This window comes from Mucilaginibacter oryzae (assembly GCF_003148845.1).
Taxonomy (GTDB): domain Bacteria; phylum Bacteroidota; class Bacteroidia; order Sphingobacteriales; family Sphingobacteriaceae; genus Mucilaginibacter; species Mucilaginibacter oryzae.
In genome coordinates this window covers 567,095-590,039 of the sequence record NZ_QGHA01000003.1, presented here as the reverse complement: position 1 = coordinate 590,039, position 22,945 = coordinate 567,095, and the positions used below count along the sequence as shown (strand labels likewise).

The following is a 22,945-nucleotide window of genomic DNA, read 5'->3' as shown; positions in this document are numbered from 1 at the left end:
TGTTCATTTTTTTGACGTATAATCGGTTGGTTTAATAACGATACAGGTATAATTTAAACGCATGCCATACCATCAGCTGCGATAAGGTTTTAATTAGAAAATTGTGTTTATATGATTGTTGTGCAAAGCATGGTGATGAATTTATAGTTTAAATAAAATAAGGTTGTTACAAGTTGTGTAAGCTATAAAGGCGTTTTAAACAATCTAATTGATGAAGCTCGATTGAACTCAAATAAAAATAATAATTTTTTTCATTTCCGCGTAGGGGATACCCCCTGTTTTTTACTCTCCCTATTAAAATCGGCATTGTGCAAAAACACGAATTTTTAGAATTGATAGATAAATACCTCTCCGGGCAGGCCACAGCTGCCGAGAAGGAACAGCTATCTGTTTTTTTTGAAAGTTTTCAGGGCGATGCCGAATGGGATGAAAAAGTATTAGGCGTAAAGCAGGAACTGGAAGATAAAATGCTGGCCACAATCCGGCAGGCTATCGTACAACCGGAATTTGCCGCCCGTCCTAAAATTGTAAGCCTGCACCGTTTCCGGAACGCGGCAGCCGCTGTTATAGCTTTCGCGGTAATGGGCACGGCTGTTTATCATTGGGTTGGCAAACATCAACACCCGGTTCTGGTTGCTCAAAACAAGCCGGTGGTTAAGCATGATGTTGATCCGGGAGATAACCGGGCGGTTTTAACACTGGCCAACGGGCAAAAAGTGCTGCTGGATTCGGCCAAAATAGGCTTGCTTAACCAAAACGGCGATATCAGTATCAATAAAACAGGCGATGGGCAGGTAGTTTACACCGACGCGGATAAAGACCACGCCCCGGCAGGAGCCCTTGCGTACAACACCATCAGTACACCGAGAGGGGGGCAGTTTCATGTGGTTTTACCTGATGGTACCATGGTTTTTTTGAACGCCGCGTCATCGCTTAAATTCCCTACTGCCTTTTCGGGTAACGAGCGCGATGTTGAATTAACCGGTGAGGGCTACTTTGAGGTAGCGCGTGATAAAGCTAAGCCTTTTATTGTAAAGGCGAAAGACGCGCAGGTTAGGGTATTGGGCACGCATTTTAATGTATCGGCCTATAACGATGAGAACGGAATAAAAACAACCCTGCTTGAAGGCGCTGTTAAACTAACCCGCGGTGATGTGAGCAATTTGCTCAAACCGGGGCAGCAGGGCATTATTAATAATAACGGCATTAAAGTAATTGATGTTGATACGGACGAGGAACTGGCCTGGAAAAATGGCTTGTTCAACTTTAACCGGTCAAACATACAAGATATTATGAGAGAGCTTTCGAGGTGGTATGATACCGAAGTAGTATACGAAGGTAAAATACCTGACGATGAGTTTGTTGGTAAGATCAGGCGCGATGTAAAGCTGTCGCAGGTGTTGCACATTCTGGAGTTAAGCCATGTGCGTTTTAGGATAGAGAACAAAAAAATAATTGTTACACCTTAAAATACCGTAACTGAATTTAAACCCTGCCAAACTTATGAAGAAACACTAACTAAAAGCCCTCCAAGAAGTTCCAACCTAAATCCCTTGTCTGAAAAAAGCCGGAAGCGCTGCAACGCTTCCGGCATAATGTTGTGGATCAAGCTTGTCGTATTTCGTTAACTCAATTTTTAACCCAAACATTACGAAGTTATGCATTTAAACTTTACTGGTAAAGTATTTTGTGCTCCAGGTGCCTATTCAAAGCTATTTTTGACCATGAGATTAACGGTCTTATTAATTACTATCGGTTGTTTGCAGTTAAGCGCTAAAAGTTTTTCACAATCTATCACCCTGAACGCGAAGTCGATCAGTATCGACAAGGCTTTCAAAGCCATTGAAAAGCAAAGCGGTTACTATTTTTTTTACAGGTATAAAGATATCGCGAAAATAAAGTCGGTTTCTTTACAACTTACCAATGCCTCTTTAGACGACGCCTTAAAGCAATGTTTTAAAGATGAACCTTTAACCTACGTTATCGAAAACAAAAATATCATAGTCAACAAAAAGGATGTTGCCGAAACGGAGAAGGTAGCTCCGATAACCATAACAGGTACCGTTGTTGACGATAAAAACCAGCCGCTGCCGGGCGTTAACGTTAAAGTAAAAGGCACCAACGTTGGCGCAATTACCGGGGTAGACGGCAAATTTACCATAAGCGCCGAAGATAACGCCACGCTTGTATTCACTTTTATCGGCTTTCAAACCAAAGAAGAACCTGTAAATAAGCGAACCACTATCAACGTAGTTTTAAACGAAGATAATAAGGAACTTAAGGAAGTTGTGGTGGTAGGCTACGGAAACCAGGAACGTAAAGATGTTACCGGCGCCGTAGGCTCAGTTAAAATGAGCAACATCAAAGAGATCAAAGCCGCGAGCGTTGATCTGAAGTTGGCCGGTCAGCTGGCGGGTGTTACTGTTAACCAGGTTACCGGCACACCTGGCGGCGGCGTTTCTGTAAATATTCGTGGTGCCGGTTCTGTTGGTGCCGGTGATGATCCTTTATATGTTATCGACGGTTTTCCGATCTCGCCGGGATTCGATCAGTATTCCAACCCTTTAAGTACAATCAATCCCGATGATATAGAGAATATCAGCGTATTGAAGGATGCGGCCTCTACAGCTATTTACGGTTCGCGCGGGTCAAACGGCGTTATTTTGATCACAACCAAACGCGCTAAAAAAGGAGAATCAAGCGTTTCTGTAAATACGTCTACGGGTATTCAAACCATCTTGCCTAAAAGTAAGCTTAAAATGATGACCGCAACTCAGTTTGCCCAGTGGCGAAAGGAAGCTATTGAAGATGCTAACGCAGTAAACGGAACTAATACTCCTATTCCCATCGAATATCAAGATCCCTCTAAATATGGAGTTGGTACCAATTGGTTTGATGCGGTAACCCGCAACGCGCCTATGCAAAATTATGATGTTACCGTTTCTAACGGTACTGAAAAAATAAGGTCGTTATTTTCGATGGGTTTTTTCGATCAAAGGGGAACGGTTTTGAATACAGGTTTCCGCCGTTATTCAATTAAAGGAAATATGGATGCCGATATCGCTAAAAACCTTACAGTTGGTTTAAGCATTGCGCCAACTTACAGTTTGCGCAACCTGCAACAAACAGACGGTCATTTTCTTACTGCTACGTTAAGTCAGGCCTATTTGGAAAGCCCCCTTGTGCCGGTAAAACAGCCCGATGGTTCATATACGCATGTAATTGGTTCGCCTGGTACATTTCAAAACAATAACCCGGTGAGTGCCCTGGTTAACACAACCAATATGTACAAGAATTTCCGTACGCTGGCCAATACCTATATCACCTGGCAACCTATTAAAGGCCTTGATATCAAATCAACCTTTGGAGTTGATTATCAGAACAGTAATGGTGATTATTTCAGGCCATCATTCCTGGGCGGTTTTAACGCGCCTGATGATGGTACCGGCCAACGTGTTAAAGCGCAAGGTAATTTCAGCTCGTCAAATTCTTTAAACTGGCTTAATGAAAACTCTGTCACTTATAAAAAAACATGGGATAACCATACTTTAACTGTTTTAGGCGATTATTCGATACAACAGGAAAACTCGCATTACAGGTTTGCTTATGGAACAGGCTTTCCTGATGATGTAATTCAATCGCTCAATCATGCCACATTAATTACTGCTAATGCTGATGATCAGGCCTGGAGGCTGCAATCGTTAATTGCAAGAGTAAATTATGCGTATAAAGATAAATATCTCCTGGGGGCCTCAATTCGCCACGACGGATCTTCAAGGTTTGCTCCGGGGCATCAATGGGGTACATTTCCTTCAATATCGGGTGGTTGGCGTATTTCGGATGAGTCTTTTTTTCCTAAAACCGGCTTTATCGATCAGCTGAAATTTACAGGTAGTTATGGACACGCGGGTAATAACAGCGTAGGCAACTATCAACATCTTGCTCCGGTTGATCCTTTCAATTACACGTTTGGGGGCGTACTTGTACCAGGCGCAGCTCCAAGTGATCCGGGAAACACCCAATTAGGATGGGAAACAACCAGGCAATTGGATATTGGCATGGATCTCTCATTATTTAAAGGTCGTATTTATATCATTGCTGAGTATTATAACCGCTATACGCAGGATATGCTTCAATACATCTCAATTCCGGCATCATCTGGTTATACCGGCGCTTTATCAAACGTGGGAAATGTGCGAAACCGTGGCTGGGAGTTTACAGTTACCACAAAGAATATTGTTGGAAAAGGCTTTTACTGGAATACAGATTTTAATCTTTCGTTCAACCGTAATATGGTATTAAGCCTCGGTTCTACAGATCATATTTACGATGCGCCTATTAATGATAATCCAACCAACATCACCAAGGCGGGATTGCCACTTGGCCAGTTCTTTGGCTATGTGTTTGAAGGTATTTTTCAAAACCAGGCCGAATTGGACAAATACCCGCACTTTGACGGCGAGCAGGTTGGTAATATCCGCTATAAAGATATCAATGGAGACGGCGTAATTGACGGCGCCGACCAGGTTCCAATAGGTAACCCATGGCCTAAATTTACTTTCGGCTTCAATAATCATTTTACGTACAGAGGTTTCGATATGAATATCATATCTGCCGGCTCTGTAGGAGGGCATGTGTTTAATATGTATAAGCAATTTACTACCAATTTGGATGGGGTATTCAATGTAGAGCAGAGCGTGATACAACGCTGGCGTTCAGAAAAACAACCGGGTGCCGGTTTACTTCCCACTACTGTATCAAATACTAACCTCGCCCGCGATTATTATCCATCATACTGGGTTGAGAGTAACTCGTACCTGGCCGTGAAAAACATCGACCTCGGTTACAACTTCAAAACCAAATTCAGCAAAAACTTCAGGGTGTATTTCAGCGCGCAAAACGCCATATTGATAACCGGCTACAAAGGTGGTAACCCGGAAGTTGGTATTGAGGGGCAGGACGGTAACCGGTCATTATCCCCAAATGTAAACTTTACCGGTTACCCGGTATCGGCAATTTATACACTGGGTTGCAACGTTACATTTTAATTGTAATAGGTATGGTTAATTATCAATATTTTAATAATCAACAGATCATGAAAATATATCTATATCTTTTTCTTACTGTTATTACATTGGGTCTTGTCGGCTGTAAGAAAGATTACCTTTCGCTTCAGCCTACAGATTCACAAACTAAAGAAAACTTTTATAAAACCAAATCTCAATTTCAGCAGGCCATAAATGGCGCGTATGCGCCGTTGCAAGGTTTGTATAATGGTTCATTCTGGGCTATGGCCGAGATGCGGTCCGACAATACTTCCTATGAGTACGATCCTTATGATCGTGCATCTACCAATAAAGAGGAAATAGACGAGTTTAGGGAATTGAATAACAACGATATTGTTGAATCATTTTTTAACGCGAGTTATGTTGGGGTACAAAGGTGCAATATTATTCTAACCCGTTTACCTTTAGCAAAACTGGATTCAGTAGCCACTGATACAATTGCCGGTCAGGCTCATTTTTTGCGTGCCTTTAATTACTTCAATCTGGTACGCATGTTCGGCGATGTACCGTTGGTTCTTATCGAAACTAACTCGGTAGGAGATGCCTTTAGCCAGGCGCATAAAGCTCCGGCTGCTAATGTGTATAACCAGATTATTGCCGATGCAAAAGTGGCAATTGCAAAATTACCCCGCAGTTACGGGGTTAATGCAATTACTGATAAAGGCCGTGTAACTAAAGGCACTGCTGAAACAATGCTGGCTGAAGTTTACATGACACAGAAAAAATTCGATCTGGCAATCCCTCTGTTACGTGATATCATCAACTCAAACATATACAAGCTCAATGCCGATTACGCCGATAATTTTGATGTTTCGAAGGAAAATGGCCCCGAGTCTATATTTGAGATCCAGTACATCGAGGGAACTAACGGTTTAGGTAGCGACTTTGTGGATACCTTTATTCCCTGGGATTATTATGATACTGATATAACCGGCTATGAGATAGCCAACGGTTCACCGAATGGTTGGAATATTCCAACGCAGGATCTTGTAAACGCTTATGAAGACGGAGACAAACGAAAAGACGCATCGCTAATTGATTTTACCTCCAATGAATATGGTATCGACCTGCCTTTCATAAAAAAATATACCGGGCCGAAAACACAGCAGCAAGGCGTTACACCCAACAACTTCCCAGTTTACCGCTATGCCGACGTTTACTTAATGCTTGCCGAATGCTTAAACGAGCAGGGGTTTGGCAGCAGCGATGCCTTTAAATATCTTAATATGGTACGGCAGCGTGCAGGTTTAGAACCAAAATCGTCAGGCAATTCCAATCCTGATCTTAACGTAACTACCCAGGAGCAGTTTCGCGCGGCTATCGCTCACGAGCGCCAGGTTGAACTCGCGTTCGAAAATCACCGTTGGTTCGATCTGCTGCGCACTGGTAAAGCTACCGAGGTAATGAAAGCTCATGCTATCAGCGAACGAGCTTACAAAAACGGGTCATGGCAAATCAATTCGGCAGCGTACAGCAACATACGTTTATTGTTCCAGTATCCGCTTAACCAGGCCAACCTCCAACATTAATAATGTTACATGGTCCGGTAAAACTTTTGCCGGGCCATAATACGTTTATAATGTATATTGCAACGAATGCATGGTTTTGTCCCCTGCCCGATAAATACCGTGCATATCAAAACAATATCGCTGTTAAAGTATATTAATAGCAATGAACTATTAAACCCCTAAGAGGTATGTGTAAAAAGGTATGCACACGCATCATTCTATTGCTTTTTTTGTATCTGCCCGTAACTGTTGCACAAGCGCAAAAAGCGCCCCCTGTTCCGCCGCCCTTTCGTGTTGATAACCTAGTATGTGAGTATAAAACAAACCCTATCTCTGTTGATCAGGCCAATCCGCGCCTGGGTTGGAAACTCATAACCCGCGATCGGAATGTGTGGCAAACCGCTTATGAAGTGAGGGTAGGCAGCAACGCGGTTGCTCTTCTGAAAGGTAAAGAACTGATCTGGACATCGGGCAAAGTCGCATCCAATGAATCATTACATATAACATACGGGGGGCCAATGCTGGCTTCCCGCCAAAAGGTTTACTGGCAGGTGCGTGTATGGAACAACCGGCAGCAGGTTACCCCCTGGAGCATGGTAAACTCGTGGAAAATGGGCCTGCTGAAACCCTCCGACTGGACCGCCAGGTGGATCGGGGATAATTATCTGTCGGATACTACCGGCGGTCCCTGCCCTATGTTCCGCAAAGCATTTAAGCTTGATCATAAAGTGCGCGCCGCGCATTTATACATTACCGCCCACGGCCTTTACGAGGCCGAGTTTAACGGCAAACGCGTAGGTAACGATTACTTCGCCCCCGGATGGACCAGCTACAACAAACGCCTGCAATACCAGGTTTATGATGTAACCGCCAATTTGTTAAAAGGTGAGAATGCCATAGGCGTAACCCTTGGCGATGGCTGGTACCGCGGCTACACGTATAATCGTAAAAAAAATGTTTATGGCTCAAAACTGGGTTTGCTATTTCAGTTAGAGGTAGTGTATACCAACGGCAAGCGCGTACTGATTAATTCGGACAAAACCTGGAAGGTAGCTTACGGGCCTATCCGTTCATCCTCATTTTTTGATGGTGAGGTTTATGATGCCCGTAAGGAAAAGAAAGGCTGGTCGACCATTGCTTATAAAGATGCCACCTGGGATTCGGTACGTACCGACAGCGTAAAGGAAAATCTGGTAGCCATGTTTGGTCCGCCGGTACGCAAGCACGAAATGTTTAAGCCGCTTAAAGTATTTACTACCCCTGCGGGCGAAAAAGTTATTGATTTTGGGCAAAACCTGGTAGGCTGGGTACAGTTTAAGTTTAAGGCCAAAGCGGGCGACAGCGTCAAATTATTCCATGCGGAGGTGTTGGATCAGAAAGGGAATTTCTACACAAAAAATCTCCGCACCGCCAAACAGGAAAATACCTATATTTTTAAAGGGGATAGCGTTGAAACTTTCGAGCCGCATTTTACCTTCCAGGGGTTTAGATATGTAAAGGTAGTTGGCTACAACGGCCCTATCGACTCTACAAGCGTGGCGGCCTACGCCCTTTATTCAGATATGGCGCAAACGGGCAGCTTTGCTACCTCCAACCCGCTTATTAACCAATTACAGCACAACATTCAGTGGGGGCAAAAAGGAAATTTTATTGATGTCCCTACCGATTGCCCCCAGCGTGATGAGCGTATGGGCTGGACCGGCGACGCGCAGGCTTTTTCGCGCACCGCCACGTTTAATATGGATGTAGCCGGGTTTTTTACCAAATGGCTGAAAGATTTATCTGCCGATCAGCATAGTAACGGGGCCGTTCCATACGTGATTCCCGATGTGCTTGGTGATATAAGCCTGTCGGCGGCATCGGGCTGGAGCGATGTGGCAACAATAGCCCCCTGGAATATCTATCTGGCTTACGGCGATAAAAAAATACTGCAGGACCAGTATGCCAGCATGACGGCCTGGGTAGGTTACATCACGGCCCACACCCGCGCCGGCCTTTGGGATACCGGTAACCACTTTGGCGACTGGCTGTTTTATGCCGGTACCGATTACGCCGATGGTGCCGCGCTTACCGATAAAAACCTGATAGCGCAGGCTTTTTATGCCTACTCAACGCAACTGGTTATCAACGCAGCCAACATATTGGGAAAACAGGATGATGTTAAAAAATATACCGCCCTGTTGGCCGATATAAAAAAGGCTTTTCTGGCCGAATACGTTACCCCCAACGGCCGCATGATTTCGGGTACGCAAACATCCTATGTGCTTGCCCTTAACTTTGATCTGCTGCCCGAAAACCTGCGCGAATCTGCCGCTAAAAGGCTGGTTAACAATATTGAGGATTATGATGAACACATCACCACAGGTTTTTTAGGCACGCCCTACATCTGCCATGTGTTAAGCCGTTTCGGTCATACCGATATCGCCTACGATCTGTTGATGAAAGAATCATACCCCTCATGGCTTTATCCCGTAAAAAACGGGGCTACTACTATATGGGAGCGCTGGGACGGCATCAAACCTAACGGCACTTTCGAAGATCCGGAAATGAACTCGTTTAATCACTATGCCTACGGTGCCATTGGCGATTGGATGTACCGTGTGGTTGCCGGTATCAGCACGGACGAAAGCGATCCGGGTTTTCACCGGATCCATATTTTTCCGCACCCGGGCGGTAAATTAACCAACGCCCATGCCGAACTGGAGACCCTGTATGGTAAGGTAAAATCGGCATGGAGTATTGACAATGGTGTTTTTACGTTAGATGTAATCGTACCGCCAAATACTTCGGCTGTAGTAACACTACCCGCTGTTGACGGCCCCGTTACCGAGGGTAATATTGATATCACTGCCAGTAAGGATATCACCAATATTAAACCGGCAACCGGCAATGATATGCAGATGGATATCGGCTCGGGCACCTATCAATTTAAGTATAATTTAAAAACGCATAAAAAAAACAGTTAAGCAGTAATCACAACAATGGCAACTATTGTATTCAATCCGCAGCAATCCGTAACACAACCCGCAACTGCCAAACCCAAACCCCCAAGGCTTTTATCGCTCGATTTTTTCAGGGGATTTACCGTAGCCGCCATGATACTGGTGAATGATCCGGGCGATTGGGGCCATATTTACTGGCCGCTGGAACACTCCAAATGGAACGGCTGCACACCAACAGACCTGGTGTTCCCCTTTTTCCTTTTTATGGTGGGGGTATCCATCGTATATGCCATGGAAAGCAAAAAGGCGGCGGTTGAAAACCACAACAAGCTGCTGTTGTCCATTTTACGCCGTACAGTTATTATCATAGTGCTTGGCATTTGCCTGCCTTTAATAAACAATTTTCAGTTCGCGCATTTGCGCTTCCCCGGTGTGTTGCAGCGCATCGGGCTTGTATTTGGTATAACAGCCCTGCTGTATGTTAAAACCGGTATCCGTACGCAGGTTGTTATTGCCGTATGCTGCCTTATAGGCTATTATTTATTAATGACACTGGTACCTGTGCCGGGCTTTGGTACGCCAAACCTTGAACCTGCAACCAATTTAGGAGCCTGGATAGATAGAACGGTATTTACCGAAAACCACCTTTGGAGTTCGGCCAAAACCTGGGATCCGGAGGGGCTGCTGGGCACCATCCCATCGGTGGCTACCTGTTTGCTGGGCGTGTTTACCGGAACCTGGCTTAAGGCCGGCAAACTTAAAACCGGTACCGACCTGGTTAAAATAATGGGTGCGGGGATTCTATTGATTGTATTAGCCCTTATCTGGGATACCTTTTTTCCTATTAACAAACAACTTTGGACAAGCTCATTTGTGCTTTTAACTGCCGGGCTGGCCATCAATATCCTCGCATTTTCTTATTGGCTTATCGATATAAAAGGAAATAAGGCGCTGCTGCCGCCGTTTCTGGCTTTTGGGCGAAATGCTATAGCTGCTTACGTATTGGCTGATATTATACCCGCTGTAATAGCAGCCATCCCTGTGCAGAAAACCAATTTATGGTCATACGTTTATAATCACGCGTTTGTACCCTACCTCTCGCCCGAAAACGCGTCATTGGCCGGGGCGATCCTTACCGTGCTGATCATCTTTGTGCCGGTTTGGGTACTTTACAAAAAGAATATCACCGTTAAAATATAATGTATTCCCGGTTTTTAGCTATGTATAACATTTCATCACTTAAATATATCCTGCTATCCGCGGCCCTGTTTTTATCTGCAGCGCTAAAAGCACAATTCCATATCATACCGCAGCCTGTAAGTATCAAGGCAGGTTCCGGGAGCATTGTTTTAGCTAAGAATGCAGTTATCGGAGTTAATAAAGAAACCGAGCCGGTGGGCAGGTACCTGCAGGATTACCTTAATCAAAACTACAACCTGCAAGCTACAGTAAAAGTGTATGAGCAGATCCCGGCTAAAACGCCCATCAGGCTGAATAACGTATGGTCAAACCAGGAAGGTGCTTACACCATGCATGTGTCCAATGCTTCGGTAAGCATAAGCGGTAACGGAGCCGGTGTTTTTTATGGGGTACAATCGCTCATACAACTATTGCCAACAGATAAAGGTGTGCCTTTAAAAGTAGCGGCCTGTACCATTGCCGATCAGCCCCGTTTTGGCTGGCGCGGGTTGAGTTTAGACGTGAGCCGCCATTTTTTTACGGTTGATGAAGTGAAAAAATATATCGACGTAATGGCGCACTATAAGCTCAATACCTTCCACTGGCATTTAACCGATGATGAGGGCTGGCGCATCCAGATAGATAAATATCCAAAGCTTACCGAAGTTGGCGCAAAGATCAGTTATTATGCTAAACGTGGTGAATTCCGTAAGCTGGATAACCTGATTGATGATGGCAGGGACGGTTTTTATACCAAAGACGAAATCCGCGACGTGATCAAATACGCGCAGGACAGGTTTGTGACCATCCTGCCCGAAATTGAAATGCCCGGCCATAGCGAAGCCGCCATTTTTGCCTATCCGCAACTGGGCTGCCAGGACTCGACCGGGGCTAAACACCGCGTACGCATGCTCGACCCCGGTGAATATACTTTTAAGTTTATGGAAGATGTGCTTACCGAGGTTATCGAGCTGTTTCCCAACCAATATGTACACATTGGCGGCGATGAAGCCGAAATGGTTGACTGGCTGAAAAGCCCCACCGCTGTATCCTTAATGAAACGCGAACATCTTAAAAACGAAAAGGAAGTACAAAGCTATTTTATCAAGCGGATCGAAAAGTTTTTGCTTTCTAAAAATAAACGCCTGGTAGGATGGGATGAGATCTTGCAGGGAGGCCTCGCCGAATCGGCCACGGTAATGAGCTGGCAGGGTGAGGCCGGCGGCATAGCGGCCGCCAAAATGCGCCATCACGTGGTGATGACACCGTTGCCCTACATGTATTTCGACGCCCCGCAAGCCAATGAAGACCTGGAGCCGATAGGCTGGAACCCGCCGGTTACCTGGCAAATGGTATACAATTACGAGCCGCAATCTAAGGAGTTAACAAACGCCGAAGCCGAATATATTTTGGGCGCTCAAGGTAATATCTGGAATGAGAAGGTGCCCAACGCGCAACATCTGCAATACATGGTTTACCCCCGTGCTTTAGCCGTGGCCGAACTAACCTGGAGCCCGAAGAATGAAAAGAATCTCGACCGTTTTGGCTGGAAGATGAAAAATCAATATGGATTGTTCAAACTTTGGGATTTTAACGCCCGCCTGCCTGATATTGATGGCATTGATGATGTTGTTACCAATAAAAGCCGGTTTAAAGTAACGTTGAATTACCCTTTAAAAGGCGCTAAAGTGCGTTACAGCCTAAACGGTAAAATGCCGGATGCCAATAGCTCCGCGGTAGCTTTCCCTGTAAAAATTAATGTGCCTTTAAAGGATAGTATCGGTTTAAGAACTTTCACAACCTGGACATTGAATGATCAGCATATCCGCCAAACAGCGAACGTTAAGCGGGTAACGATCAGGGTTGCACATGTAAAGGCCGCGAATCTTAAACCGGGTATAGCGTACGAAATATTTAAAACCAAAGAACAGCAGATAGCCAGGCTTGAAGGTGAAAAGCCTGCCGAAACAGGCGTAACCAGCCTCGTTGTCCCGGTTAAATCAACAGGCGACGAAACCATCAATTGGGTGAAGATTAAAGGATTTATTAAAATAAATAAAGAGGCGGATTATGAACTGACGTCGGGTTTTGAGGTTACGCCTGCCTTGTTTTTGGATGCCGTGCCGGTGATCAAACCAGGTTTAAATACCTATGTAGAACATCAGAACGCCTTACTGCATCTAAAAAAAGGTGTATACGCATTAACCGGAAATTACATGGCCAATAAAGCCAACGAAAACCAAACACTTATTGAGTTGAAAGTGGATGGTGGGGAGAAACTTTATCCAAAGTTTTATTTGGTGCATTAGGAGATCATTTCTTATACGTTCGCAAAATTCCCGTCTCGAGAGCGGGCGCGTAGGAAAAGAGTGACAGCAGGGGGGATGCGAGCGATAAGTCGCGTGTAGATAAACACACCCCCTCCGCCCTTTCAAGAGGGGAATCGTACCGCCCCCTCGCTTTTATGATTTAAGTGTTGTAATATCATACCTATGCAAAAGAAAACAGCCTTACTCATCGCCTTTGCTTTTGTAATAAAAACCGCCGCCGCGCAGGTTTATAAAAACCAGAAAGCGCCGATAGCCGAACGGGTAAAAGACTTGCTGGGCCGCATGACGCTGGAGGAGAAAGTAGGCCAGATGAGCATGAATTCTTTAAAAGGCTCCATGCAAAACCCCATAGCTTACGGCGTTTGCGAAAGCCCTTTTACCAATATCCGTGATATTGCTTCGCTCTCCGTCTCCGCGAAAAAATATGCCAGGGAGAAAACGCGTTTAGGCATCCCGCCCATACAAATAGGCGAATGTTTGCACGGTCAGTTGGCTGCGGGCGCTACTATTTTCCCACAGGCTATAGCGCAGGGGAGCACCTGGAATCCGGCACTCATCCAAAAAATGGGTTCGGTAATAGCTTATGAAGCAAGTTCATCGGGAGTTGACCAGGCATTATCGCCATTATTTGATCTCATCCGCGATCCGCGCTATGGCCGCAATGAGGAATGTTATGCCGAAGACCCATACCTCGTAAGCCGTATGGGGACCTCGTTTGTGATCGGTATGCAGGGCGATCCTGCACAAACCATTAACGGTATTGGTAAAGATAAAGTAATGTGTACCGCCAAGCATTTTGCCGCTTACAGCATCCCGGTGGCGGGCATTAACCTGGCCCCGGCATCGGTAGGGGAGCGCGAATTACGGTCGATGTTTTTGCCTCCTTTTAAAGATGCCGTGCAAAAGGCAAACATTTACGCCTTAATGCCCGCTTATAATGAAATTGACGGGGTACCCGCCCATGCCAATAAATGGTTACTGCAAACCATATTAAGGCAGGATTGGGGTTTTAAAGGCTATGTATTTTCAGATTATGAGGGACTTAAACATTTATACACTTTCCATCATATCGCCAAAGATGCCGGAGCAGCCGCGCTTACAGGTTTGAATGCTGGCATTGATCTGGAAGCGCCAAGTTCGGATGTTTATGGGAAACTGATAGAGCTGGTAAAAACAGGAAAAGTAAAGGAACAGCAAATTGACAGCGCCGTGGCCCGCATCCTTACCGTAAAATTTAAGGCAGGGTTGTTTGAAAAAGCGTTGCCGGATACTTCGGCATTAAAAAGGCGGGTGCACACGCCTGATCATATCGCGCTGTCACAACAAATAGCCGAGGAGTCTATCATCTTGCTGAAAAATGAAAAACAGCTATTGCCGCTTAACGTAAATAGCCTGAAATCGCTGGCGGTGGTTGGCCCCAATGCCAACCAGGTGCAATATGGCGATTACAGCTCTACCCGCGATAGCCGGTCGGGAACAACAGTGCTGGAAGGCATTAAACAATTGGTGGGTAGCAAAGTTAGGATCAACTACGCCAAAGGCTGCGCGCTTTCGGGCTCCGATAAAAGCGGCTTTGCCCAGGCCGTTGATGTGGTGAAGAACAGCGATGCCGTGGTTGTAGTGTTAGGTACAACCAGCGTAGTATTTTCGGGCGTAGGCTGGAACGGCCACGCGCCCGAAAGCGAACCTGAAGACCCTTTTACCTGCGGGGAGGGCTACGATGTTACCGATATTAACCCCGATGGCGTACAGCGCGAATTGCTGCAGGAAATTTATAAAACCGGTAAGCCGGTAGTTTTGGTATTGGTGCACGGTCGCCCCCAAAGCATCACTTGGGAAAAGGAAAACATCCCGGCCATTATTGAGGCCTGGTACCCTGGTGAACGCGGCGGGAATGCCATTGCCAATATCCTGTTTGGTAAAGTGAACCCGTCGGGCAGGCTCACGGTGTCAATCCCGCAATCTACCGGCCATATCCCGGTATTTTATAACCACGTGGCATCCAATAAAGGTTTTTACCACAATCCCGGCTCGCCCGAAAAACCGGGGCAGGATTATGTTTTTTCATCGCCGGATGTGCTGTTTCCGTTTGGTTATGGTTTAAGCTATACATCGTTTAAGTATAGCAATTTGCAGGTAGCAGCGCAATTATTCGGCAAAGGCGGGGAAGCGATTGTTTCAGTAGATGTAACCAATAGCGGTAACAGGGAAGGTAAAGAGGTGGTGCAAATGTATTTGGGTAATAAAGTAAATTCTGTAACTACCCCCGTGATGGCTTTAAAGGGGTTTGACAAGATCAGCCTGAAACCCGGTGAAACCAAAACGGTAAAGTTTATGATAAAGCCCGAAGATATCGCGATTTGGAATAATGACATGAAGCTGGTTACCGAACCTGGTACAGTTGATGTGGTGATAGCCCGCTCGGCAGAAGATGTTGTATTGAAGAAAACTTTAGAGTATAAGGAATAGGTATATGAAAAAACTGGTTACTGTTATCATGCTTTTATACGCCGCGTTTGCCAATGCGCAATACGGTAAATATGTCAATCCGTTTATTGGAACATCGGCAACGGGCCATACTTTTCCGGGCGCTACAGTCCCGTTTGGTATGGTTCAGCTCAGTCCCGAAACCGGAAATTTTGGCTGGCATTACAGTTCGGGTTACCGCTATGAAGATACGGTCATCACAGGTTTCGCGCACACACATTTAAGCGGCACCGGCGGTGTTGACCTGGGCGACGTGTTGTTTTTTCCTTTTCAGGGTAATGATCCTCAAAAGTTTCAAAGCAGCTTCTCGCACAAAAATGAAAAAGCATCACCGGGTTATTACGAGGTGCTTTTAAATGATCACCATATTAAATCGCAACTTACAGCTTCTGCTCACACTGGACTCCATAAATATACATTCCTTAAACCCGGTAAAGCGCGATTGCTGGTAGATATGCAAAGTGGCCTGGTTGAAAGCCCCGGGGAACTGGCCGGACATGTATCTGAAGGAACGATCAATATCGATAGCAAAACAAATATCAGCGGATATGCTTTTTCGAGCCAGTGGGTTGATAAGCAGGTGTACTTTACGGCTGTTTTTAATCATGACATTACCGGTCATCATTTTGTTGATGGCGAAAATAAGCGCCGCCTCATTCTCGATTTCGATTTGAGAGCCGGAGAAGTTCTCGAAGCTAAGGTCGGGATCTCGGGCGTGAGCATAGCAGGTGCCCGTAAAAATCTACAGGCAGAAACCCTGAATAAAACCTTCGAACAGGTAAAAACCGAAGCTGCCCGGGTTTGGGAAAATAACCTTGGTAAGCTGAAAGCCCAGGGTGCAGAGCGTACAAAAATCTCTTTTTATACCAGCCTTTACCATGCCTTGATCCAGCCCAATAATATTGCTGATGTTGATGGGCAATACCGTGGTGCCGATAGCTTGGTGCACCGCTCGGCCAATAAAGTTTTTTATTCCACATTATCGCTTTGGGATACCTACCGGGCGGCCCATCCGCTATACACCATCGTTTGCCCGGAACGCGACGGGCAAATGGTCAACACCATGCTGCAGCATTTTGACGTTGCCGGATTGTTGCCCGTTTGGACGCTTTGGGGCAAGGAGAGTTATGCCATGATTGGTAATCATGCCGTACCGGTTGTTGTAGACGCCGCTTTAAAAGGTATTAAAGGTTTTGATAAGCAAAAAGCTTTTGCGGCAATCAAATCTACCCTCACCCAAAATAAAAATCCAAAATATGATTGGAGCCTGTACTTGCGCTACGGTTACCTGCCTTCCGATACCATTCGTCGTGAAGCAGTTTCCCGTACTTTAGAGGCTGCTTATGACGACTGGTGCGCCGCGCAACTGGCCAAAGCACTGAACAAAGCCGCCGACTATCAATATTTCAGCAGGCGATCTCAATTTTACAATAACCTGTTTGATAAAAGCACCCGCCTGATGCGCGGCCGTAAGTTGAATGGTGATTGGGTGCAGCCATTTGCCAACTTAGATAGCGGACAGCTGGCCATTGGCGGTGATTACACCGAGGGCAATGCCTGGCAGTATACGTGGCAGGTACAGCATGATATCTCCGGGTTGATTAAACTGATGGGCGGCAAAAAAGCTTTCTCCAAAAAGCTGGATTCGCTTTTTACCATGGATTCGAAAGTGTTTGGCAAAGGCTCAACACTGGATGTTACCGGTTTAATAGGCCAGTATGCCCATGGTAACGAGCCAAACCATCATGTTGCCTACCTATACACGCTTGCAGGCAACCCGGCCAAAACCCAGGCGTTGGTGAGGCAAATAGCGGATGAATTTTACATTGATAAGCCCGACGGCCTTTCGGGCAATGACGATTGCGGACAGATGTCGGCATGGTATATATTTACCGCGATGGGCTTTTACCCGGTTAACCCGGCGGATGGGCATTATGTTTTTGGCGCACCTCTGCTGGGTAGCGTAAGCATTACTTTGCCTGGCGGCAAAAGCTTTTCCATTGAGGCGAAAGGGTTATCTGAAGCAAATAAATATGTGCAGAGCATCAGTTTGAATGGAAGGCCTTATACAAAACCTTATATACCCCATAAGGATATTATGACTGGCGGTAAGTTGGTTTTTGTGATGGGGGATAAGGCGAAACCTCCTGTTTTTTAACAATTTCATCATTCCCGATTTGTCATTTTGATAGAGTAGCGGAGGGATTGAGCGCAGGGGCGACAGAAAAATCTTATACGCCATTAAAACAAATATGCCTTGTTGAATAGCATGGCGTATAAGATTTCTCCTCACCCTCCGGCGCAGCCTGTCGCTTGTTCGTTGAAATGACAAGTTTTATAGCAATACCGTGTATTCGTACCCAAGCACCCGCCCAACATTCACGCTCTCCACAACTTTCCACTCTTTCAACTCGTTGATAAACTCCGGCTTTTCAAACCCGGATTGGATTGCTGCTTGTGTATAAAAATCTGCTTTAGCGGGATGAGTGGGCGAACATCCGTTAAATAAATATCCAAAAGCGTCTTTACCTAATATTGCTCTGCTCAAACCGATACAATCATCCAAATGGATCAAATTTACGGGTGCATCGCCGTTAGGTATATCTTTTTTCCCGGCAAAAAACCTACCCGGGTTACGGGCCGGGCCAATCAACCCTGCAAAGCGTATAACGGTGGTTTTAAAGTCTGTTTCATGCCTCAAAAGGTTTTCGGCCTCAAATAGTATTCTGCCGGCCTCTGTATTTGGTTGAGGGTCCGTTTCTTCATTCACATGTTGGTTGCTATCGGCATAAACACCCGTCGAGCTGATAAACACCACCTTTTGCACATGATATTGTTTTATGGCCTTAATAATTCCCTTTATCTTATCTGTAAAAGCGGAACCCTCGCCGCTGCGGCTTTTGGGCGGAATAGCTATCCACAAAATATTGCAATCAAAAAAATCAGCATCATAAGTCTCCCCGCCGGGTAAAAAGTTAACCAGGTAAGGTTTGATACCCGTTGCAGCCAATTCATCCAGCCTGGCGGGCGAAGTGGTTGAGCCTTTTACGGTTAATCCGTCGGCAATAAAAGCCATTGCCAACGCGCTGCCATACCAGCCGCAGCCTAAAATACTGATGTTTGTTTTACCGGGCATGTCGCAAAATAATCCTTTGGGGCAAAGGTAATTAAATAATGATATGCGGTTAGGTTGCCATTTATGCAGTTTTAGCTTAAACTTTTTAGGTGTACCGGGCGTTATTGGTTTATGAAGAAAGAGATCATTGCAGGCTCTGCAGTATTAGGTTTAGCTGCCTTAGCTGTGCAGGTATTGCGGTGCGAACCGCTTGAAACTGTTCCCTATGTCGACCTGAAAAAGTATGTTGGTTCGTGGTTTGAAATTGCCGCGTTCCCGCAATGGTTTGAGTCGGGATGCACTTTTACCTCGGCAGCTTACGGTTTAGCTCCGGATGGTGGAATCATCGTTAAGAACCGTTGCATCAAAGAAAATAAAATAAAGATAGCCGAGGGCCGTGCCTTTGTGGCCGATAAAACCAGTAACGCTAAGTTGGAAGTCCAGTTTCAATGGCCTTTTAAGGGCAAATACTGGATCATAGCCCTGGGTGATAACTATAGCTACGCGATGGTTGGGCATCCCAACCGCAAATATCTTTGGATATTAAGCAGAAGATCCACTTTGGATGAACAGACGTATAATAAGCTGATTGCGCAGGCTGCTGCCCAAGGCTTTGATGTAAGGAAGTTGAAAAGAACAGTGCAGGCGTAAAAGTTTGTCTGAATCAGAATTTACAGAATTTGAGAATAAACAGAATTGAAAAAGTTCGCGACAAATGATCGCGAACTTTTCCGTTTTATTCTGAAAATCCTAAAATCCTGTAAATTCTGATTCAGATTACTTCGCCACCCTGATCTTGATCACCAGTTTTTTTACCTTATCATATCCGCCAACTTTAATGTTAGGCCGGTGCCCGTCGCCCGGAAAGAAGAGGAAAAATTCGTCGGGTGTGGCGGTATAATATTTACCGTCGCCGCTATAATTAGCGCCGTCTTTAGCAGCATCATAGGGCTGGGTAACGGTTAAGCTTTGTACAGGGGCAACGCCGATTTTTTCTTTACCGCTGATGACGTATTGCAGGTCGATATAATTTTGGTGCGATTCCCAGGCCGATTGCTCAAACTCTTTCGACGGGCCTTCGGTTACGGAAGCAAATACATTATCGCCATCAATCGGGTATTTGCCGGGAGGCAATAAATCGAGGTTGCGATCGCGTAAAAATTCAAAGGCTTTATCCCATAACGCTTTGTTGGCTGCATACTGTTTGGCAAATTCAATGTTATTGGTTGATGAATTGAGCTTCAATTTTAATCCATTTGCCCACACCCTGTCTTTAACCCAGGTTTTGGCGCTTTTGGCGTTCCAATCTTGTTGTTGTGCCGAAGCTATGTCTGCGGCAAAAAATAAAAATACAGCGAGTAATGCAAGGTTTTTATAAGCCGGTGAGTGTTTCATAATTTGGTATCTTAACGGTTCTTTTTTGGTTGATGCAGAGTTGTTGCGTATCAATTATACAAGCTTATTCAAATAAAAAACATCATCTGAACTTTAAATATTTACTTCAACGTTATAGCTGGCCGTTTAATAGCGAGCGGCCTTGTTTTATAACTACAACGTTAGAGTGAAAATACGAATAAAAGCTTTTTTTATCATTTATAAGGTTGTAGACTTGTGCTTATCAATTATTCGCTTTGAAAACATTACACGCCGTCCACCCTTCTGATTTTAAAAGGTACGATACCACCACCATACGCCAACGGTTTTTGATAGATAAACAGGTACAGTCTAATGAATTGAATTGCACCTATACACATTATGACAGGATGATTGTAGGGATGGTTAACCCCGTAAACCAGGCACTTGAGTTACCAAACTACCCCAATCTTCGCGCCGGATATTTTTTAGAACGCCGCGAGATCGGGATTATCAACGTTGCCGGTCCGGGTGTGATCAAAGCGGATGGGCAGGTGTTTGAGCTAAACAAGCTGGATTGCCTGTATATAAGTAAAGGAACCCAAAAAGTGATATTTGAAAGTACTGTTTCCGCTAACCCGGCTGTATTTTACTTTTTATCGTCACCCGCACATGCTGTTTACCCAACAACATTGCTTACCCATGCAGATGCTGTAAAAGTTGAGTTAGGCTCATCGGCTACCGCCAATAAACGAACCATCAATAAGTACATTCACCTGGAAGGTATACGCAGCTGCCAACTGGTGATGGGATTAACCATACTGCATGAAGGTAGTGTTTGGAACACCATGCCGGCCCATGTGCATGACAGGCGCATGGAAGCTTATTTTTATTTCGATGTTCCGGCGGGACAGAAAATATTTCATTACATGGGCGAGGGACAGGAAACAAGGCATATCACTATGGATAATTACGATGCCGTTGTGTCGCCGCCATGGAGCATCCACTCGGGCAGTGGCACGGCCAGTTACAGTTTTATATGGGGAATGGCAGGCGAAAACCTTGACTATACCGATATGGACGCTATCGCGATAGCGGATTTGAAATAACAATACATCAAGCTAAAATATAATTTAAGTGGATAATCAATTTTCTTTAGCCGGTAAGGTAATCGTAGTAACCGGCGGAACCGGCATATTGGGCAAAGCGTTTATTGATGGCATAGTGGAGGCCGGGGGCACGGTAGGCATTTTGGGCCGGAATGCCCAGGTAGCTGAAGAACGTGCCGCTGCAATAAACGAAGCCGGCGGCAAAGCCATAGCGCTGGTTGCCGATGTAATGGACGAAGCCGAACTGGTAGCCGCCAAAGATAAAATGCTGGCTGCCTTCGGCCGGATAGACGGCCTGGTGAATGCGGCTGGTGGTAACATGCCCGAAGGTGTTTTACAACCCGACGAGGATATTTTTAAAATGAATATCGAAGGCATGAAAAAAGTGATGGACCTGAACACCTGGGGCACACTCATCCCTACGCAGGTGTTTGGCGAAGCCATTGCCAAAACAGGTAAGGGCAGCATTGTCAATATCTCATCCATGAACTCAAAACGGGCTATTACCAAAGTTTTGGGCTATAATATGGGCAAGGCTGCGGTTGATTGTTATAACCAATGGTTTGCCGTTGAACTGGCCAATCGTTACGGCGATAGTATCCGTATGAACGCGCTGGCCCCTGGCTTTTTCCTTACCGAGCAAAACCGCAACCTGCTTACCAAACCCGAAGGCGGCTACACCCAACGCGGCGAATTGGTTATCAAACAAACACCGTTTAAACGTTTCGGCCAGGCCGATGAGTTAAAAGGCGCGCTGGTATGGCTGCTGAGCGATGCTTCGGCTTTTGTAACCGGATCGATGATATGTGTGGATGGTGGGTTCTCGATTTTTGGGGGTGTGTAAGGAAGTCCGGAATGGAACTTTGTTCAAATCAATACCAATGTCATTTAGATTGAGCGGGGATGGAGTAAGCACGCTGGGGAGAAAGATAAATCTTATACTTCAAGCAAAGCCAATGCACAAGGTTCGCAAGTAGGGTGTACAAGATCACTGAATCCCTGCCCGGATCGTCGAAATGAACATTTAAGTCTGCGTTATGAAATTTAAATCAACATTAACAGCGCTATTCTTCATCACCGGCTTTGTCGCCAACGCTCAAACCGTAACGCTTGATTATTACTTTAATCACGAAGTACATCAAGGCAAAAACGGGAAACCCGAGCGTTTCCATTACCTATGGGATGAAACGGATAATAATGGCTTTAAGATTTTTGGCGAGGCTTTTACAAGCAGAGGAGCAAAGTTGGATACGCTTAGTGCAATGCCTACTTTGGATAACCTGAAAAACTCGGCAGTGTATATTATTGTTGATCCGGATACTAAAAAGGAAAGCCCGAAACCCAACTATATCCAGGAAGATGATATCGAAAATATTGCTGCCTGGGTTAAAAAAGGAGGGGTGTTGTTGCTGATGGCGAATGATAGCGCTAATGTAGAGTTACCTCATTTTAATAATCTTGCCGCTAAATTCGGGATGCGTTTTAATAACGATCTGCAAAACCACGTGATAGATGATGCCCATTTTGAGGATGGCACCATCTATATTAAAAACAACCCGGTATTAAAAACAGCAGGTAAAATTTTTATGAAGGATGCCTGTTCCATAAGCTTGAGCGGCACTGCTGTGCCTGTACTTAAAAACAAGGAAGGTGCTGTGATCATCGCCTCAACCAAATATGGAAAAGGAACTGTTTTAGCTGTAGGCGACCCATGGCTATATAACGAATATGTAAATGGCTGTTTGCCCGCAGGCTACGAAAATGATAAGGCCGCAAATGATATTGCAGCATGGCTACTGAAGCAGGCCACGAAGTAACACAATTAAACAAAAGCTGAAATTAACCACCACGTCGTT

14 protein-coding genes are annotated in these 22,945 nt (G+C 45.3%); 12 read left to right on the top strand and 2 right to left on the bottom strand.

The annotated features are described in order from the left end of the window. The first annotated feature begins 308 nt into the window (after window positions 1-308). From LX99_RS11525 to LX99_RS11490, 8 genes are all read left to right on the top strand, one after another. Window positions 309-1,469 (top strand): FecR family protein, encoded by a 1,161-nt coding sequence (locus LX99_RS11525; RefSeq protein ID WP_109608011.1) that lies wholly within the window; start codon window positions 309-311, stop codon window positions 1,467-1,469. Between the two features lie 255 nt (window positions 1,470-1,724). After that, the gene (locus tag LX99_RS11520) at window positions 1,725-5,048 is read left to right on the top strand and encodes a TonB-dependent receptor (RefSeq protein WP_170122676.1); all 3,324 of its coding nucleotides are present in this window, start codon (window positions 1,725-1,727) and stop codon (window positions 5,046-5,048) included. A 47-nt stretch (window positions 5,049-5,095) separates the two neighbouring features. After that, on the top strand, window positions 5,096-6,595 hold the full coding sequence (locus tag LX99_RS11515; RefSeq protein WP_170122675.1) for a RagB/SusD family nutrient uptake outer membrane protein: 1,500 nt from the start codon (window positions 5,096-5,098) through the stop codon (window positions 6,593-6,595). A gap of 167 nt (window positions 6,596-6,762) precedes the next feature. Continuing rightward, window positions 6,763-9,540 carry an alpha-L-rhamnosidase gene (locus tag LX99_RS11510; RefSeq protein ID WP_109608008.1) on the top strand — a complete coding sequence of 926 codons (2,778 nt, stop codon included), beginning with the start codon at window positions 6,763-6,765 and terminating at the stop codon, window positions 9,538-9,540. A gap of 15 nt (window positions 9,541-9,555) precedes the next feature. Further along, window positions 9,556-10,716, top strand: coding sequence for an acyltransferase family protein (locus LX99_RS11505; RefSeq protein WP_022830728.1), 1,161 nt, complete (start codon window positions 9,556-9,558; stop codon window positions 10,714-10,716). A 20-nt stretch (window positions 10,717-10,736) separates the two neighbouring features. Next, window positions 10,737-13,004, top strand: a complete 2,268-nt coding sequence (locus tag LX99_RS11500) for a beta-N-acetylhexosaminidase (protein WP_170122674.1) — start codon at window positions 10,737-10,739, stop codon at window positions 13,002-13,004. Between the two features lie 183 nt (window positions 13,005-13,187). Further along, entirely contained in the window at window positions 13,188-15,494 is a 2,307-nt protein-coding gene (locus LX99_RS11495) for a glycoside hydrolase family 3 N-terminal domain-containing protein (protein ID WP_109608006.1), read from the top strand. Between the two features lie 4 nt (window positions 15,495-15,498). Further along, a complete protein-coding gene (locus tag LX99_RS11490) occupies window positions 15,499-17,670 on the top strand; it encodes a GH92 family glycosyl hydrolase (protein WP_109608005.1) in 2,172 nt (723 codons plus the stop codon). A gap of 177 nt (window positions 17,671-17,847) precedes the next feature. Here the strand turns inward: LX99_RS11490 and LX99_RS11485 are convergent, their stop codons facing one another. After that, window positions 17,848-18,648: an NAD(P)H-binding protein gene (locus LX99_RS11485; protein WP_109608004.1), complete on the bottom strand. Its 801-nt coding sequence runs from the start codon at window positions 18,646-18,648 to the stop codon at window positions 17,848-17,850. 111 nt (window positions 18,649-18,759) lie between these two features. Between LX99_RS11485 and LX99_RS11480 the strand changes: the two genes are divergently transcribed. Next, the gene (locus LX99_RS11480; RefSeq protein WP_109608003.1) at window positions 18,760-19,278 is read left to right on the top strand and encodes a lipocalin family protein; all 519 of its coding nucleotides are present in this window, start codon (window positions 18,760-18,762) and stop codon (window positions 19,276-19,278) included. A gap of 126 nt (window positions 19,279-19,404) precedes the next feature. Here the strand turns inward: LX99_RS11480 and LX99_RS11475 are convergent, their stop codons facing one another. Then, a complete protein-coding gene (locus LX99_RS11475) occupies window positions 19,405-20,022 on the bottom strand; it encodes a YhcH/YjgK/YiaL family protein (protein ID WP_146203100.1) in 618 nt (205 codons plus the stop codon). A gap of 236 nt (window positions 20,023-20,258) precedes the next feature. On the opposite strand from LX99_RS11475, the gene kduI reads away from it, so the two are divergent. From kduI to LX99_RS11460, 3 genes are all read left to right on the top strand, one after another. Next, the gene (gene kduI / locus LX99_RS11470; RefSeq protein WP_109608001.1) at window positions 20,259-21,089 is read left to right on the top strand and encodes a 5-dehydro-4-deoxy-D-glucuronate isomerase; all 831 of its coding nucleotides are present in this window, start codon (window positions 20,259-20,261) and stop codon (window positions 21,087-21,089) included. A gap of 28 nt (window positions 21,090-21,117) precedes the next feature. Beyond that, window positions 21,118-21,933, top strand: coding sequence for an SDR family oxidoreductase (locus LX99_RS11465; protein ID WP_109608000.1), 816 nt, complete (start codon window positions 21,118-21,120; stop codon window positions 21,931-21,933). Between the two features lie 193 nt (window positions 21,934-22,126). Then, the gene (locus LX99_RS11460; RefSeq protein ID WP_109607999.1) at window positions 22,127-22,906 is read left to right on the top strand and encodes a DUF4350 domain-containing protein; all 780 of its coding nucleotides are present in this window, start codon (window positions 22,127-22,129) and stop codon (window positions 22,904-22,906) included. Window positions 22,907-22,945 lie beyond the last annotated feature (39 nt).

Bases quoted from the DNA above. Each gene is read 5' to 3' on its own strand.
- LX99_RS11505 (WP_022830728.1), top strand. From the start codon at position 9,556: ATGGCAACTATTGTATTCAATCCGCAGCAATCCGTAACACAACCCGCA.
- LX99_RS11515 (WP_170122675.1), top strand. From the start codon at position 5,096: ATGAAAATATATCTATATCTTTTTCTTACTGTTATTACATTGGGTCTT.
- LX99_RS11460 (WP_109607999.1), top strand. From the start codon at position 22,127: ATGAAATTTAAATCAACATTAACAGCGCTATTCTTCATCACCGGCTTT.
- LX99_RS11480 (WP_109608003.1), top strand. From the start codon at position 18,760: ATGAAGAAAGAGATCATTGCAGGCTCTGCAGTATTAGGTTTAGCTGCC.
- LX99_RS11500 (WP_170122674.1), top strand. From the start codon at position 10,737: ATGTATAACATTTCATCACTTAAATATATCCTGCTATCCGCGGCCCTG.
- LX99_RS11520 (WP_170122676.1), top strand. From the start codon at position 1,725: ATGAGATTAACGGTCTTATTAATTACTATCGGTTGTTTGCAGTTAAGC.
- LX99_RS11485 (WP_109608004.1), bottom strand. From the start codon at position 18,648: ATGCCCGGTAAAACAAACATCAGTATTTTAGGCTGCGGCTGGTATGGC.
- LX99_RS11475 (WP_146203100.1), bottom strand. From the start codon at position 20,022: ATGAAACACTCACCGGCTTATAAAAACCTTGCATTACTCGCTGTATTT.
- LX99_RS11495 (WP_109608006.1), top strand. From the start codon at position 13,188: ATGCAAAAGAAAACAGCCTTACTCATCGCCTTTGCTTTTGTAATAAAA.
- LX99_RS11510 (WP_109608008.1), top strand. From the start codon at position 6,763: ATGTGTAAAAAGGTATGCACACGCATCATTCTATTGCTTTTTTTGTAT.
- LX99_RS11490 (WP_109608005.1), top strand. From the start codon at position 15,499: ATGAAAAAACTGGTTACTGTTATCATGCTTTTATACGCCGCGTTTGCC.